At 61.8% G+C, this 15,798-nt stretch carries 16 protein-coding genes and 2 pseudogenes; 11 read left to right on the plus strand and 7 right to left on the minus strand.

From position 1 onward, the window contains the following. From AC1D2O_RS36865 to AC1D2O_RS36880, 4 genes are all read left to right on the plus strand, one after another. On the plus strand, window positions 1–420 hold a 420-nt coding region (locus AC1D2O_RS36865), incomplete at its 5' end, for a hypothetical protein (RefSeq protein WP_478158856.1). A 13-nt stretch (window positions 421–433) separates the two neighbouring features. Next, window positions 434–1,399, plus strand: a complete 966-nt coding sequence (locus AC1D2O_RS36870) for a S1C family serine protease (RefSeq protein WP_478092798.1) — start codon at window positions 434–436, stop codon at window positions 1,397–1,399. Then, window positions 1,396–1,917, plus strand: a complete 522-nt coding sequence (locus tag AC1D2O_RS36875; protein WP_478092800.1) for a peptidylprolyl isomerase — start codon at window positions 1,396–1,398, stop codon at window positions 1,915–1,917. Before AC1D2O_RS36870 ends, AC1D2O_RS36875 begins: the two co-directional genes overlap by 4 nt. 9 nt (window positions 1,918–1,926) lie before the next feature. Then, window positions 1,927–2,556, plus strand: coding sequence for a murein hydrolase activator EnvC family protein (locus tag AC1D2O_RS36880; RefSeq protein ID WP_478092801.1), 630 nt, complete (start codon window positions 1,927–1,929; stop codon window positions 2,554–2,556). Between the two features lie 570 nt (window positions 2,557–3,126). Here the strand turns inward: AC1D2O_RS36880 and AC1D2O_RS36885 are convergent. Further along, entirely contained in the window at window positions 3,127–4,227 is a 1,101-nt protein-coding gene (locus tag AC1D2O_RS36885; protein ID WP_478092802.1) for an endonuclease/exonuclease/phosphatase family protein, read from the minus strand. A 256-nt stretch (window positions 4,228–4,483) separates the two neighbouring features. Then, window positions 4,484–4,822, minus strand: a complete 339-nt coding sequence (locus tag AC1D2O_RS36890; RefSeq protein ID WP_478092804.1) for a GNAT family protein — start codon at window positions 4,820–4,822, stop codon at window positions 4,484–4,486. A 757-nt stretch (window positions 4,823–5,579) separates the two neighbouring features. Here AC1D2O_RS36890 and AC1D2O_RS36895 point away from each other — a divergent pair. Both AC1D2O_RS36895 and AC1D2O_RS36900 read left to right on the plus strand, forming a co-directional pair. Further along, a pseudogene (locus tag AC1D2O_RS36895) lies at window positions 5,580–6,104 on the plus strand (DUF924 family protein); the annotation flags it as partial. 231 nt (window positions 6,105–6,335) lie between these two features. Continuing rightward, a complete protein-coding gene (locus AC1D2O_RS36900) occupies window positions 6,336–7,001 on the plus strand; it encodes a peroxiredoxin (RefSeq protein WP_478158863.1) in 666 nt (221 codons plus the stop codon). A 528-nt stretch (window positions 7,002–7,529) separates the two neighbouring features. Here AC1D2O_RS36900 and AC1D2O_RS36905 read toward each other — a convergent pair. From AC1D2O_RS36905 to AC1D2O_RS36915, 3 genes and pseudogenes are all read right to left on the minus strand, one after another. Continuing rightward, window positions 7,530–7,622 (minus strand): annotated as a pseudogene (locus AC1D2O_RS36905) (IS66 family transposase); the annotation flags it as partial. 21 nt (window positions 7,623–7,643) lie between these two features. Continuing rightward, on the minus strand, window positions 7,644–7,976 hold the full coding sequence (tnpB, locus tag AC1D2O_RS36910; protein ID WP_478158857.1) for an IS66 family insertion sequence element accessory protein TnpB: 333 nt from the start codon (window positions 7,974–7,976) through the stop codon (window positions 7,644–7,646). Beyond that, a complete protein-coding gene (locus AC1D2O_RS36915; RefSeq protein WP_478158858.1) occupies window positions 7,973–8,149 on the minus strand; it encodes a hypothetical protein in 177 nt (58 codons plus the stop codon). The genes tnpB and AC1D2O_RS36915 overlap by 4 nt, the downstream gene beginning before the upstream one ends. Window positions 8,150–8,810: 661 nt before the next feature. Between AC1D2O_RS36915 and AC1D2O_RS36920 the strand changes: the two genes are divergently transcribed. Continuing rightward, window positions 8,811–10,616, plus strand: coding sequence for a sensor histidine kinase (locus AC1D2O_RS36920; protein ID WP_478158859.1), 1,806 nt, complete (start codon window positions 8,811–8,813; stop codon window positions 10,614–10,616). Then, complete coding sequence (locus tag AC1D2O_RS36925; protein ID WP_478158860.1) at window positions 10,613–11,260, plus strand: response regulator transcription factor; 648 nt, start codon at window positions 10,613–10,615, stop codon at window positions 11,258–11,260. Before AC1D2O_RS36920 ends, AC1D2O_RS36925 begins: the two co-directional genes overlap by 4 nt. Window positions 11,261–11,453: 193 nt before the next feature. Here AC1D2O_RS36925 and AC1D2O_RS36930 read toward each other — a convergent pair whose 3' ends face one another. Continuing rightward, complete coding sequence (locus AC1D2O_RS36930; protein WP_478158864.1) at window positions 11,454–11,756, minus strand: cell envelope biogenesis protein TolA; 303 nt, start codon at window positions 11,754–11,756, stop codon at window positions 11,454–11,456. Window positions 11,757–11,999: 243 nt separating this feature from the next. On the opposite strand from AC1D2O_RS36930, the gene AC1D2O_RS36935 reads away from it, so the two are divergent. From AC1D2O_RS36935 to AC1D2O_RS36945, 3 genes are all read left to right on the plus strand, one after another. Next, window positions 12,000–12,371 (plus strand): response regulator transcription factor, encoded by a 372-nt coding sequence (locus tag AC1D2O_RS36935; protein WP_477650358.1) that lies wholly within the window; start codon window positions 12,000–12,002, stop codon window positions 12,369–12,371. A 260-nt stretch (window positions 12,372–12,631) separates the two neighbouring features. Continuing rightward, entirely contained in the window at window positions 12,632–14,467 is a 1,836-nt protein-coding gene (locus tag AC1D2O_RS36940) for an NHL repeat-containing protein (RefSeq protein WP_478158861.1), read from the plus strand. A gap of 99 nt (window positions 14,468–14,566) precedes the next feature. Next, a complete protein-coding gene (locus tag AC1D2O_RS36945) occupies window positions 14,567–15,118 on the plus strand; it encodes an OmpA/MotB family protein (RefSeq protein WP_477650356.1) in 552 nt (183 codons plus the stop codon). 415 nt (window positions 15,119–15,533) lie between these two features. Here AC1D2O_RS36945 and AC1D2O_RS36950 read toward each other — a convergent pair. Further along, window positions 15,534–15,798 (minus strand): GNAT family N-acetyltransferase (locus AC1D2O_RS36950; RefSeq protein ID WP_478158862.1); only part of this gene is annotated, 265 nt, incomplete at its 5' end.

The following is a 15,798-nucleotide window of genomic DNA, read 5'->3' on the forward strand; positions in this document are numbered from 1 at the left end:
GTCTTGCCCAAGGCCAAGACAAGCGCTGCCGACGATGACGCGTCTTCCCTACGGATGGCTCGCGATGACTCGGCGGACGGGAAGCTCATCGAACTGAAGGGAGGCGGCGGCTACGTCTACATCCCGAGCTATGGCGGCGGCCAGATCACGACGTGGCGCAGCAGCGCGACGATCGCAATGTTCAAGTCGCTCGATGAGCCCGACGCAGCGTATTCACYCAAGGCCAGCGTGGTGCTCGATTCGTTGAAGAGCTTCATCGCCACCCAGGGCCGCGAACGCACGATCGCCTCGGAAGACCTCATCCGGCGCGCCATGGCGACATCGATCCCAGCCTCGGACTCGACTTCGGCGGTACCGTGGTCGGGCGGCGCGGGCGGGCGCGTCGAGATGAAAGACCTCGGCCCGCTCCTTCCCCAATAGAACGAGATACCCCATGAGACCCGCTTTCAGCGCCTTGGCGGTTGCCGCAGTCCTCACGACGGCGCTGCCGACGCTCGCCACGGCAAGTACGCCCGAGGAGATCTTTCGCGATGCATCGCCCAGCATCTGGGTTGTGCTTGCGAAGGGCGCCGATAGCCGCGTGGTGGCCACCGGTAGCGGCGTGGTCGTCGCCGCCGGCCGCGTCGTCACAAACTGCCACGTGCTGCGTGGTGCCGTCTCGATCACATTGCGGCAAGAGCGCAGGGAGATGGAGGCGAAGCTGGAGTTTCCGGATGCAGCGCGCGATCTCTGTCAGCTCAAGACCGACGGTCTGCCTTCGCCTGCGGTCCCGATTCAGATCGCGCCCACTTCGGTTCTTCGCGTCGGACAGAAGGTGTACGCGATCGGCGCGCCGCAGGGGCTCGAGCAGTCGCTCAGCGACGGACTGGTCTCGGCACTGCGGCGCGACAGTGCCGGCGAGATCGAGTTTATCCAGATGAGCGCCCCTATTTCGCCGGGGTCCAGCGGCGGAGGTCTCTTCGACGAACAAGGACGGCTCATCGGCATTACCACCGCGGGGATCTCCGGCACGGCGCAAAACCTCAACTTCGCGCGACCCGCGCAATGGATCGGCGAGATTCCGACACGCGGCGCGCAGGCGCTGGCGGAGTACAAGCGATCCGGCAGGCCTGCACCGCAGGCAACAGCGGTGACGACCACACCGGCTTCCATGTCGGTCACGCCGCCGGCGACGGCCGCCAGCACGAGTTACCAAGCTCGGCCTTCCACGCCTTCGACGGGCACCGGCAGGGATGCCTACAACGCCGAGCGCCTCGCCAGATCGACGTCCTGCAATGCCGAGCCGCGTGCGGCCCTCGTCGCGAAGGGCGCCGGCTTTGAAACCTACTCCATCCCGTGCACCAACGGCGATGCGCTCGCGGTGCGCTGCGAGTTCGGCAACTGCCGCGAGCTCAAATGAAGCCAACCGGCGCTGTCGTGATCGCATGCGCGTTGGCCTGGGCCTTACCTTTCTCGTTCGCCGTGGCACAGCATGCGAACGAAACCGGCCGCTATTCCGAGGCGGAACTGCGTGCCGAATACGCCCGAATCGGTGAACGCTGGTCGGCTGCCCACCAGGGTGAGTTCGAATACAACGTGCGGCACGTTCTCGTGAAAGCGCGTGCGCAGGCCGACATCGCGCTGGCCCGCATCCGGAGCGGCGAAGCATTCGCACAGGTCGCCAAGGACATGTCCATCGACGAAGGCTCCGTCGACAAAGGCGGCGAACTCGGCTGGAACCTCAGCGGCAACTTCGTCGACGAATTTGCCGACGCCATGCGCAAACTGGGCCCGGCAGGCATGGTCGAAGCGCCGGTGCAGTCGCCTTTCGGTTGGCACGTCATCGAAGTGCGCGACATGCGTTCACCGACGATGCCGACCTTCGAAGCGTCACGCGCCCAACTCGAGCTTCGCCTGCGTGCGGCGAACGGTCGTTAGGAACAATAGATGATCGACACCACCCTTCGCCCGATTGGAGCGCCCTCCCCGCTTCTTCGAACCGTCTGCGCGGCCAGCACCGCCGCATTCGTTGTCTTCGGCCTTGGCGGGTGCGTCGCGCCTCCGCGCGCCTCAACGTCGTCGGCGAGCCAGGGCGCACCGTTCACCGCCGCGGTCTGGCCTGCGCAGGGTCCGATCGTTGGCCGCTTCGACGGCGATCGCAACCGGGGCATCGACATCGCGGGCGAGGACGGATCGCCGGTCGTCGCCGTTGCGCCGGGTCGTGTCGTCTATGCCGGGTCGAAGCTCAGAGGCTACGGCAACCTGATCATCGTCAAACACAACGACGAGTACCTCACCGCGTATGCGCACAACCACCAGATCCTGGTGCAGGAGAACGACGTCGTTCTCGCCGGGCAGCAAATCGCCGAAATGGGGCGTTCCGAAGCGCGCACGACCATGCTTCACTTCGAAGTGCGACGCTCGGGCAAGCCCGTCGATCCCGAGATGTACCTCGTGGGTTCCGCGGGCGACACGGCCGGCGCAAGCGGTGCGGCCTCGGTATCGCCGTCACGGCCACAGCCATACTCCGGGCGCGTAGACATGAACGACCTCAAGAGCCTGATGACGGCGGAATAGCGACGTTCGACCCCACTCCGCCGGCTGCGATGAGGAGTCAATGAACATCTCGTCGACATCGGCTCCCCTCAGCCAGATCCCCGTCACGAGTTCTTTCGAAGGCAGCGCCCGAGGTGCGTAGTGCGCGCCACGGCCCTACAGGGCGAAGCCATGGGCAACTGGGCAACGACCGGCGCGCGCGTCCGCGTGGAATTCCAACTCGATCAGACCGATCGCGTCGCTTCTGGATCGTGCGCGCGCCGCGAACGTCCGCTATCCCGCGAATTCTGTGGTGCGGCCGACCGACTGCTGTTGGCCGGGTTCTGCCGGATGACGCTGGTTCACGGAACCACTCGAATCTGGATAGGTGTCCCGTCAGGAAGGCCAGAGAGAGGTGTCGGGAAAAGTCCGCCAGGAACGCGAGCGCCTCATCGCAGCCACCGGCCATCAACGGAAAATTTGTACCCGCCAATTTGTCCACAACGGCCTTGTGGTGGAGATCGACCTCGGGGGTCTGCTTGTGGCCGCTTCTTGGCGTAGCGAAGCGCTGCTCCAGGCAACGCCTACTCTTCAGAGCCACACCCTGGACGTTCAGATTTCGAAGTCGGCCCAAACAGCGTGGTGGTCCGACGCTTCCGTCGCCTTGCTTACAACGGTATCAAACGGCTCCCACGTATGCGGATGGTATGAGCCTCGCCGCTCGATGCCGGTATTTTTTAGCCCGGTTGCCAACTTCTTGGACATGATGAGGTAGTCAATCTTGTTGCCGGCGGTGCCTGTGTCGTAGGTTCCAGGTCGGTCAGTTGGGTACGACGAGTGTGATTGAACGTCCTTGAACTCGCCGACCCACAGTGGCTTGAGTGCCTCGCTATCCGGCGTGTCGTTCAGGTCGCCGCCGACGAGTACGTAGGGGCTGATGGTCCCCACGGCATTCTTGGCAATAGAGAATGCCCCCTCCGCTTGCGCGCGCCGGCGAGCTTGGGCGGCATCGTCGTCGCCTCCTCGCTTCGACTTGAAATGATTGGGAATGATGACGATGTCCTTCGCATTCGGAAGCTGGACGACGTACTCGGGGCAATCTCGGGAGAAGGTCTTCGTCCCGCCGGCGTTCCGGTCATCCACGTGAGAGCGAACTCCCCCTATCGGGTAGCGACTCATGATGCCGACATCGATGCCTCGTTCGTCGTTGCCGTCCAAGAGCATGACATGCGGGTACTGCTTCTTGAAAATGGCGCCGAGAATCTGGTCGTTGAATCTGTTCAGCGTCGGCCGGCTTTCGGCCTCTACGCAAATCTGGATGTCAGCATCCACCTCGGAGATGACCCTCGCCGTATTGAGCGTGGCCTCCCAGGTGATGTCGTCACGTCGTAGCTCAAACCACCCCGTCCAGTCAGCGGCGCCATTTGCTACGACCTTTACTACGCCTTCCCTCGTACCGAACAACTGCCCGCGAACTTTGTTCAGCTGCACCAAGGCATTCTTAGGCGCGTTCAAAGCGGAAAACTTGTAGGTCTTGTCTAGCTCGAGCAAACGGGCCTTGTCCGCATCGGTGTATACCTCCTTGCGGATGATTGCATTCAGCTCGGCGTCATGGTTGATGGCTGCCTGTCCTGCCACCCCGGACTCCGAGTCCATGGCGGCCGGACGAGTAAACAAATTCTCAAGATTGAACGTTGCCACGCGCAGCTTCATGGTGCCCTCGTTCCTGGTTTGACTGTTTCGCGCCATTTTGTCGAGGCAGTCATAAAGCGCAAGAGGGGGCCTACGTGTATCCGAGTTGGCCACACACTCGCCGCGGCTGAAGTCTCCACAAAACTATGGAGGCGGCCGAATTCTGCAGCAGCGCTGACGGTCCGCAAGTGGCCGCATCCTGCCGGTCATGCGGCCGCTACATGCGGCGCTCAGGCGCCATGCTTAAACTCCTTACGCATCAAGGCATTCTCAAGGGTCACGCCCCGAAGGACTGGAAATCAAAGAAATGGTCGACGTAACCGTCCGGCTGAACGTCCCCATAGCCGACGATCTCGTTGTCAAGCTCAACGACGAAGGGTCGGATTCCTTGAACATGATTTGCCCACAGGTCCACGTCAAGGTCTGCCGGAGCCCATGCCTCGACTTGCTCAGGCGAGTAGTCGCGGGATGCGACCCCATGGATGGCCGTGAAATACACACGGAACAACGCAGCTTCATCACCAAGCCTGAACCGACGAATTTCCGACCGAGCTCGCCCGACCTCACTTCCTCCTGTGGCGCTTCGATGATGGTCCAGGCTGTCATAGCGGCTCAAGGAGTTGCGGGGCGCCGATTCTGCCTGGTCCTCCGACAGTCGGCTCTTGGCCCGCATCCTGCCACAGCAGCTGTTGCGACCGCTGGGTCAGGCCGGGCTACACATTGCTGAGAATGAAATCTCATCAAAAATGTGGAGGGGGCGGCTCAAGGTCGGCTATCGGGCAAATTGAGCGCGGGCGGCGAATGACGGGTTCTGGCCGTACTCAGCCAGCTCTCTCAAGGGGCAGCCGTGATGGTGTTTGTCGTGGAGGAAGCTTCTATGGTTTCATTTGCCCGTGGCTACGCCAATGGGGCTCGTGCTTGGGAGGTCGTGCACGACGCGAACGTGCCCCGGCGCGAAGACCTCGACCGGGCGCCCGAACGCCCTGGGCGTGGCGACGGCGAACCAGGCGCTGAGCCTGGTGATGGGAGCGTGCCGGCGTCGAGAGACACGTCGATACGCCTTCGACGCAGGAGGACGTAGGGACAAATCGACACCAATGATGTAGATTGTTCGACCTTCTCCAGGAGACCCGCAAATGGCCGATCTGTTGTCCATGCTGATGGACCTGTTCTCCGCGGAGGAACCGCCGGAGGTGCTGGGCCGCCGTATGCAGCAGAGCCTGCAGGTGATCCTGGCGGGCCTCGACGGACGCGAGACCTTGTCGGAATCAGACACCGAGACATTGCGGCGCGAACTGCGCATGCTCCTGAAGCTCGAAGGCATCCAGATCGCGGCCGCCGAGATCGACAAGGCCGAGCAGGTGTTGCAGTACATGCTGCGACCGAACATCGAGGAATGCCTCAACCTGTGGTTCGGCAAGTCCGAGCAGACCGACCAGGAGATCTGGACCCGCTTCGGCGCCGACGTCGCGCTGGCTGCCAAAGGCCACTACGACCACTGGGCACTCGACGTCGACCACCCGCGCCTGCTGGTGGCGCTGGTCATCATCCTTGACCAGTTCCCGCGCAACATGTACCGCGACACCCCGCAGATGTACGACTGCGATGCGCGTTGCCGCGACCTCGTGAAGCGCGGCCTGCGCGTAGGCGTGGCCGAACGGCTGCGCCCGGTCGAAAGGGTCTTCCTGTGCCTGGTGCTGACCCACTCCGAGGCGCTCGACGACCAGCACCTGTGCATGGAGGAATGGGGGCGTGCGATGATTGAASTGGCGCCCGACGACCCGCTCAACGCCTTCCACGAAATCTTCCATCGTCACGTGGCCGTGATCCAGCGCTTCGGCCGCTTTCCCCACCGCAACAAGGCGCTGCAACGCGCCAACACCTCGGCCGAGAACGACTTCCTCGACAACAGCTCGTTCCGCTTCGACCTGCCGCTGGTGCGCGGCCCGGACGGCGACTTCGTCTTCGCAGGCTCGGTCAAGCGGCGCACCGTGAAGCTGCTCGACCACGAATACCAGACGCTGCTGCCCGACGTTGACGAGGCGCCGAGCGGCGCCTTCGAATTCAAGTACATCGGACCGGACAAGGTCTTCACGCGGACCCAGGAGCAGCTCAAGAAGCAGGGCTACATCCGCATCGGCGACAGCGTCCCCGACTTCCATGCCGAGACCAGCCTGGGCCCGATTGATTTCCACGCCTTCATCGGCGACTGCTGGTGCGTGCTGTTCTCGCACCCGGCCGACTTCACGCCGGTGTGCACCACCGAGTTCGGCGCCACCGCCAAGCTCGCACCCGAATGGCGCGCGCGCAACGCCAAGGTGATCGGCCTGAGCGTCGACAGCGCCGCGGACCATTCACGCTGGATCGTCGACATCAACGAGACCCAGCACACGAGCGTCAACTTCCCGATCATCGCGGACAAAGAGCGCCGGGTGGCGATGCTGTTCGGCATGCTCGATCCGACCACCTTCCGCCACGGCGCGCAACTCGGCGAGACCATGACCGTGCGCAGCGTGTTCATCATTTCGCCGGCCAAGCGGGTCGAGTTGATCATCACCTACCCGGCTCACATCGGTCGCAGCTTCGACGAGATCCTGCGCGTGCTCGATGCGCTGCAGCTGTCGGCCCGGCACCATGTCGCGACGCCCGCCAACTGGCACCCGGGCGACGACACGGTGGTGCTGCCTTTCATCTCGGACGAGGAAGCCGAACAGATGTTCGCGGAGCAGGGCGGCTTCCGCAAGGTGCGTCCCTATCTGCGCTACGTGCGCGATCCGTCGTTGCGCATCTTCTGATTCGTCAATCTGGCCAATGCACTATTGGCTAGCCGTGCATTGTCCCGACCCGGCGCTCCTAGTCGCTGTGTCGGCCTACACCATCGATGCCACGTCGGGCGCCCTGAGCCGATGGCAGGGCCGGCAGTGGATACGGGGTCCAAGCCCCGAATCATCGCTTGGTCGAGGTAGGCACCGAGGGGAACGGGGTGCGCGGATTGCTCGCGCTGGCTTTGCGACTCACCAATTGAGAGGCTGCCGCGAACTTCGGGTTCGCGGTCGCCGTCACTCCGAGAGTCGACCTCACAGATGGGGCCAGGTCGCGTTTTTTTCGAATGTGCCAAGGGGTCAAGGACCCCTGAAAATGACCCGCGCAAGGTGGGCTGACAGGGCCGAAGGACCAGTCGTTCCGTTCGAAGGGCTTGCATTGGCGGGTCGCTCGGGAAGTTCTGCCTTTGGCAGAAGCAGACTTCCGTCGGCGCGTCCAAATGAGAGGGTGGCGTCGGCCATCCAGCAAAATCTGCGCTTCATCGCTCACTCGAAGAACTTCAGCGCCTGTTCGCCGACCGGGCTGCCATGGTTGACCCATAGTTCATGGAACTTGCGCCGCGCGTGTGCCATGCACCCGACCTCAGTCCATTGGCAGATACCGCAATGGACGCGCTACAGCGTGGTGATCACACCGGCCTCACCGACGAGCTGCCATGGCAGTCCCAGTACCAGCGCGTCGAACTGCGGCCGGCTCAGTGTCAGCGTCCCGTCGATGTTCTTGGGCCAGGCGAACTTGCCGCTGTTCAGCCGCCTTGCTGCCAACCACACGCCGATGCCGTCGTGCACGAGGACCTTCATACGGTTTGCACGCTGGTTGGCGAAGAGGTAGGCGTGGTGCGGGCGTGCAGCGCCGAACACCAACACGACGCGGGCCAAGGCAGCCTCCGTGCCGGCGCGCATGTCCAGCGGTTGCACCGCCATCCAGATCGACCCGACGCGGATCAACGCAAGATGTTGCGAAGCCAGGCAGCGCTCGCCGCTGCGGCACTGGAAGGCCAGTTCACGACCACTGTGGTCGCGCCGCGCTTGAGTTCGATGCGGATGTCCGATGCTGTTGGCGAGGGCGTGGCGTCGAGCTGCACCGGCACGGACGCTGCCTTGGCTTGATCCCGCGGCATGCCGACTGTCGTCTCGAAAGAGTCGGTGCTGGGCAACCGTTGACCGCCTTGCTCACCTCGTTGATGTTGGTCCACTGATGTTGAGCGGCACAGAAGGCGGGGAAGCGCCCCTGGCGAATCTCTCACTCGGCGACGACAAGGTGCGCATCAATTGGCGACCGAAGGGTCTGCAAATTTGTGGTTCATCAGACTTTCGAGAGGGCCAAAAAACGCGGCAGCCCTGGTCGCCTGAGGGCGCCAAGAGCCCTCCCGAGCCGGAAAGCCTCACCAGCGCTCGCTTTCCAAGGTGTCGATGACCTTTACCAAAGTGCGGCCCATTCGGACACACCATGGTTGAATCAAGCTATTTCCGCCAAAATCGGTGTGCCTGCGGAGCCGGCACACGCAGCGTCAGTCCCGACCAATCAGTGCCTAGCATCGGCCATCAAGAAGTCCAATGCCTGCGTTCACGATCACCAGAACCTCAAACGGGACGGTCGTTCTCCCGGCAAAGTCAATGTCGGCGCAGTCGACTAGATCTTGCCTTGCGCATCACCGCTCGGAGGTGAGCAGCGTAGCTCATCGCGACCTCTTGAGCGCGGTCCATACCATCGCGCGACCGCTAGCAAACATGCTTGCACCGTGGGCAAGCGCATGCTTCATTGCGGCAATATTGTTCACCGTGTCCACGCCGGCCATTGCAGCCGGTGAAACACGGAATGTCCTCTTCTTGTTTGGCGCGTCTCGGCTGTTGCCCGCAAATATCGAGGGTGAGCGTGGGCTCCACAGGGCGCTTGAGAACTCGCCGGATAGGCACATCGAACTGTATGTGGAATTTCTGGACGTGCCGCGGTTCGCTGGGGAGTCCTACGATCGTACCGTGGCTGCTTTCCTTCGCGACAAGTATGCCTCTCGCCCACCCGATGTCATCGTCGTCGGTGGCGACAGTGCGCTTGAATTCCTTCTCGAGAATCGCGAGCTTCTTTTCGCCCGCGCGCCTGTCGTGCATGCGGGTGTTACCACAGCTTTCTTGCAATCGCGCCCGCCATTGCCTGACGACGTCATCGGCACGCCTGTTGAGTACGACGTTGTGCGCACGATCGACCTGGCGTTTCGGCTCCGGCCCAAGGCGACACGGTTGGTATTGGTAACAGGCCGGAGCCAGTGGGGTCAACTATGGGAAGCGCGCTTACGCAGCGAACTGCCAAGCTTTCCAACTCGGGCGAAACCGGAGTTTCTCGCGGGGCCCACGGAAGCCCTCCTCAAGCAGCTCGCCGCGCTCGGCGACGACGCCGTGGTGTACACACCGGGCTACTTCGAGGACGGAGACGGGAAGGTATTCACTCCCGTCGAGACCGTTGGGATCATGTCCGCCGCGTCAGCGGCGCCTCTGTTCGGCCCTCTCAACCCTTTCATAGGTGCGGGCGCTGTCGGCGGCTACGTGACGAGTTTCGAAGCGATGGGGCAGCGGGCGGGACAAACTGTGAAGGCCCTGCTCGAAGGAGCCTCGCCCGCCTCACTACGCTCGTCAGAAACCATGCCAACCGCCTTGAACGTCGACTGGCGACAAGTTCAGCGGTGGGGCATCGACGAGAAGGCCATTCCGCCTGATGCTATCGTGCGGTTCCGCGAGCCAACGCTTCTAGAGGCGCATCGCAACGATGTCATCGCCGCTAGCGTCGTATTCCTGCTGCAGGCAGGACTGATCATCGGCTTGCTCTTCGAACGCCGCCGCCGCCGCATCGCGGAGCGCGAGGCGCAAGCTCGATTGGCGGAAATGGCACACATGAACCGCCGCGTTGCTATGGGGGGGCTTGCTGCTTCGATCGCTCACGAGCTCAATCAGCCACTTGGGGCGATCTACAACAATGCGGGGGCGGCCAAGATGCTGATCAAGGCCGATCCACCCAAGCTCGAAGACATTGCAGAAATCCTCGAGGACATTCAACATGATGATAAGCGTGCCAGTGATGTCGTCGCTCGAATTCGCAAGATGTTGAACAAGGCGAAGATCGAAATGGGAGGTGTGGACCTCAACGAAGCCGTGGGCGACGCGATGCAAATGGTGTCAGCCGATGCGGCGACCCGAGGAGTGTCACTCAAGGCGAAGCTTGCACCCGGCCTTCCGAGCGTCTGGGCCGACCGAGTCCAGGTCCAACAGGTCATCCTTAATCTGGCGATCAATGCGATGGAAGCCATGCAAGATCAGGCAGAGCCGGCTCGCGAGCTGGTGATAACGACTGCGAGGGCTGGCGACAAGGAAGCCGAGGTGACAGTCGCCGATTCTGGGCCTGGCATTGCGCCAGAGATGCTCCCGCGCATCTTCGATCCCTTCGTCACATCGAAGGCGAGCGGTATGGGACTTGGGCTTTCGATCTCGCGCACCATCGTCGAGGCGCATGGTGGGAGGATAAGAGCGACGAACCCGCCGACAGGCGGAACAGCCTTCCATTTCACATTGCCGATCTCGGCTGAAAGGGACGCATGACGGTCGTGGATTACGTCGTGCATGTCATCGATGACGACGCTGCGTGGCGCAAGTCAGTGCAGCGATTTTTGTCGGCAGCTGGGTATCGTGTATCGCTATACGAGTCTGCTGAAACGTTTCTCGAAAGAGACGATCTTGGCGAAATCGGCTGCATTCTGCTCGACATGCGCATGCCGGGGCTAACGGGACTGCAATTGCAGCAGCGCCTTTCCGAATTAGGGCGCATGCTCCCGATCATCTTCATTTCTGGCCACGGCGACATCCCGACCAGCGTCCTTGCCATGAAGGGAGGCGCGGAGAATTTTCTGACCAAGCCCGTTGACACGGACGCCCTGTTGAACGCCATCTCGCAGGCGATCACGCGCGAATGCGTGGAGCACGAGCGGCGCATTCAAGGCAATAGTTTGCGCACGCGCTTCGAAGCGCTGACGCCAACCGAGCGCAAGGTAGTCGCCAAGGTTGTTCGCGGCAAGATGAACAAGCAAACCGCCGTGGAAATGGATATTACCGAGCGAACGGTCAAGTGGCACCGCCACAACATCATGGAGAAGCTTCAGATTGATTCGCTCGCCGAGTTGGTTTCTCTCGCAGAGCGACTTGGGCTGCTTGAAGAGCCGGATCGTCGGAATCACGAGTCCAGATAAGGCGCGCACCGGCGCTGTAGCCGACTACCGGACGTGGTCGACCTCCCGGCCCCTTTCTGTTTCGACAACCGTCCGCGTTGTTGGCCGCCCCAACACTACCCGCGGGCCGGCATCGATTCGCTAGCGTCTCCTACTTGGATGACAGAGCTTTTGGGGGCCCGAATCTCCCCGGGGATTGACTATCTCGAACCGATCATTGAGGCGTTCCGCCCTGCGTTGATTGTGCTCGGTTTGGGTGCTTCGCATCCCGGGCATTGATTTTATTTTGGCCCGCAGTGGCCGCCTTCCCGGTACCAATTGCATCGTTTTCGGTCGACGTGAGTTCGTCGCCTCCGGCCTTCTTCACTTGACCCTGGACCTTTGCGTTGTCTTTGGCCTGAGCACGGTCCTGCGACTTGCTATTGGTGATCACCTGCCCCTCAGATGAGGCGCCCGCGGGGGCTTGGGCGTGCACGCCAGCAGATATAGAGCTGGCGATGATAAATACCGCGAGCATTTCTTTCACGGCGATCTCCTGGATGGTTTGAGGTGGTTCAGCTTAGGTGCTCCTCGCTTGCTTGACTACTGGCCTTTAGGACAGGGTTGGAAGATCGGCCTGCTGGCTCGTACCTGTCCTTTGGTGCGGCCCCGCACCAAAGGACAGTATTCGTTCGCTTGCTCACCACGTACAAAGTAGCCTTGTGAATACGCTTCTCGCTCGGTTTCTTGGATCTGTCTTTGAACGTGTGGCGAAAAATTCGTGCCGACAACAGTCGATCTGGTTGCAATTGTCGAGGATGACTCCGCCATGCGGAAATCCCTCGACCGCCTGTTGCAGGCATTTGGCTACGCAACGGTTGGATTCGCGAGTGCCGAAGCGTTCTTGCAAAGTGGGGTTGCTGATAGCGCGGTCGGCCTGGTACTCGATGTCCACTTGCCGGGGATGTCGGGAATTGAGTTGCGCCGGCGTCTGTTGGCGATGGGTTCGAGATTGCCCGTTGTGTTCATGTCGGCCTTCGACGATGAGGCGACGCGCGCTGAGGGACTGGCCGTTGGCTGCGTTGACTTTCTGCAAAAGCCCTTTGAAACGAGCCGTCTGATTGACGCTTTGCTACAGGGAAGAAAGATCTGACTTTCAACTTAAGGAGAGCCAATATGAGTGCGTCATCGTCTGTGTGTAATTGGAGTTTGCGGGCTCCGGGGTGGATCCCTCCGCTCGTCGCGTTCGGCGCGTTGTCGTTCACCCATGCCGCTACAGCAGACAGCGTCAAGGGACAAGTGCTTGGCGCAGGGGCGCCGATTGCGAGCTCCGAGGTAACGCTCTACGCTGCAACGAGGGGTGCCCCAAAGGAACTGGCGCGGGCGAGGACCAACGCAGGTGGCCGCTTCGCAATGACCATTCCCGCTAGCCCGAGCACTGACAGCAGCCTATACCTGGTCGCCCAAGGCGGTCAGGCACGCGCCGACAAGGCTGGGGGAAACAATCCTGCCATCGCCCTGATGACCGTGCTCGGACGGAAGATGCCGGCCGCCGTTACGATCAACGAGATGACAACTGTCGCGTCGGTGTGGACGCATGCGCAGTTTGTTGACGGGACCGCCATCAACGGCAATCCGCTTGGCCTCAAAATCGCCGCGGGCAACGTGCCCAGCTTCGTCAATCTGGCGACCGGCGGGTGGGGAGCGACCATTCAGGACCCGCTCAACAGCGGTCAGACGTCAACGATGGCAAATTTTGCCACCTTGGCCGACTTGCTCGCGGGCTGCGTGGCGCGGGTGACGGCAGATGCTTGCGACAAGCTTTTTGCTGCGTCCACTTCTCCGAGTGGAAGCGTCCCGACGAGTACGCTGACTGCGGCCCAGTATCTCGCCCAAAATTCGTGGTACCAGCCCGGGCGGGCGTTCGCGCTGCTTGAGACGTTCTATCCGATCCCGCAGGGGAAGTCGATGCGCCCGGTGCCGTATGTGCCGTACCTGAGCTTTTCGCCCAGCGCCTGGGTGCTGCCGCTCAAATTTGATGGCGGGGGCTACCGCGCAGGCGGCAAGGCGATGTTCGACAGCGAAGGCGACTTGTGGGTTGGCGATAACTTCACGGTGGGCTGGCAGGCGCTGGATACGCTGTGGCAAGGCAACGCAACCAAGTTCTCTCCCAATGGCAAGCCACTGTCGCCAATCACGACCGGATTCGTCGGCGGCGGGATGCAAGGCGGTACCTTCGGTGCCGCGGTCGATGCCAAGGACAACGCATGGTTTTCCAGCTACGGGGGCAAGTCGATCGCGGTTTTTGACAAGAACGGCAATCCACTGTCACCGCCGGAAGGCATCACGCTCAACGGCCAGCTTGGGCTCATGCAGGGCATCGTCGTCGCGCCCAACGGCGACGTTTGGGTATTGGGCGTCTCAAAGAATCAACTTGTGTACTTCCCTAAAGGCGATTTCGCCAGGGGCCGCATCGTATGCGAGGGGCGCGCCGCGGAGCCTTGCAAGTCGTTCCTCGGGCCATTCCACCTAGCCATCGATCAGCAGGACAGGATTTGGGTCTCGAACGGCGTTGGCGACTTCGTCACCCGATTCCCTGCCACTGACCCAAGCAAAGTGGAGACATTCAAGACGGGCTATAGCGGGAGCGGGCTCAACATCGACAGTCAGGGAAATGTCTGGGTCACGAACCGGCTGGGCAACAGCGATCGGGGAAAGGTAGCCTTTGAGAAATTCCAGAAGATCATGGCCACGAGTTACGACGACGAGTTCCTTGTCCGGACCATGTACCAGCAGCGCGGAGCGGATGGCGGCAGCATCACGCTTCTTCGGCCGGATGGCACGCAATTTCCCGGCTCACCCTTCACGGGTGGCGGCCTTCCCGGCCCCTGGGCCGCAGTCGTGGATGGCAACGACAATGTCTGGATTTCGAACTTCGCGATGGCTAGCAGCCCGATCGTACAGCTCTGCGGCGTCAAGACCGAGAACTGCCCGCCGGGCATGAAAACAGGCGATCAGATCTCTCCATCCGGTGGCTACGTAGGGGGCGGACTACAGATGCAGACCGACCTGGCGATCTCGCCTTCGGGTGACGTTTGGGTGATGAACAACTGGCAGAACATCGACAGCTGTTTCCCGAAAGCCGATGAGGCGCTCTCGACTCTCTGCGGTGGCCAGGGCGTAGTGATTTTCTTCGGCATGGCAAAGCCAGTTCGCGCACCGCAGATTGGCCCTGCGCGCGGCTACTGACTGAAGTGCTCGGGTACCTTAACTTACTGCCCAAGGTCGAGGTGGCCCCCAAGGAATGCAGCAACATGCGGACCTATCCGCATATTACGAGGAGGAACCATGAAGTACGCGAAGATTTGTCTCATGCTGTGCGCCGCAGTGCTCGCTGCAGGTTGCGTGACCAAGCAGACCTACAACGCCGAAGTGAAGACCGCCGACACCTACCAGGCACTCAACACCAAGCTCTCGGGCGAGCTGAGCAGCGATCAGGCGCAGATCACGCAGTTGCAGAACCAACTCAAGGTGACGATGGTCAACGAGATCTTGTTCCCCGAAGGAGGGTGGACGCTCAATGCCAAAGGCGAAGACACACTCGGCAAGATCGCGCCGACGCTCTCAAACCTGCCGGGTCAGCAGATCATCGTGCAGGGCTTCACCGACAATGTGCCCATCAGTGGGTCGCTAAAGGCGCGATTCCCCTCCAATCTGGAACTCTCGTCAGCACGTGCGGATGACGTGGTGCGCTACCTCACGTCGAAGGGCGTGCCGTCGGGATCGATCTCGGCGCAGGGCTTCGGCGATGCGCGCCCCGTGGCGAGCAACGACACGCCACAAGGCAAGGCGAAGAACCGTCGCGTCGAGATCGTCATTTCGGCGGCGAGTCGCCCATAGCGGCTCGCTCGAGGCTGCGTCCGAGTCCTCCGGTAGGCCCGTGTTGTTCGTCGCATTGGATGCGGCGAACGATCGTGCCGATTTCCTTGAGGCACGAAGTCAACTCAAAAACGACACTCGTAACCTTCCCGGTCCGTGCCCAAGCATCGTGAACATCCAGCCGACTTCTCGGCTTGGGCTAGGCGCTGCTCGAAAAACCGCAGTAGCAACGTCGAGTGGACCGTGGACATCCTCGATTGTTCCGAGGGCGGTTTCCGGCCGAATGTCGAGAAGACGGAGCGCATGTACTTCTAAGGTTGTGTAGTCAATCGTCGCCGAACGTCGGCTATCGGGCAAATTGGGCCTGGTCAGCGAACGGCTGGTTATGGCCGTTCTCGGGCTTTGGCCGCATTCTGCCTTGAGCCGGGCGCGCTCGTCAGCCGTTTGAGGCGCCATCCCTCGCCCCAATGGCCGGCGCCCGAACATAGTAGTTGTCCCACTCGGTCTCTTCGACCAGCTCAAAACCATGTCGCGCATAGAAGCGATTCGAGTCGCTCTCCCGCAACGCGCCGACCCGAACGGACATCCCTTGCGCATCTGCATCGGCGAACACGACTGCAAGGGCTGCGGCACCGATGCCCTGGCCTTGATGCGCGGGGGCCACGTAGAGATGGTCAAGAAGAAAATGCCCAGCTTCGGGG

The organism is Variovorax sp. P1_G12 (genome assembly GCF_056405555.1).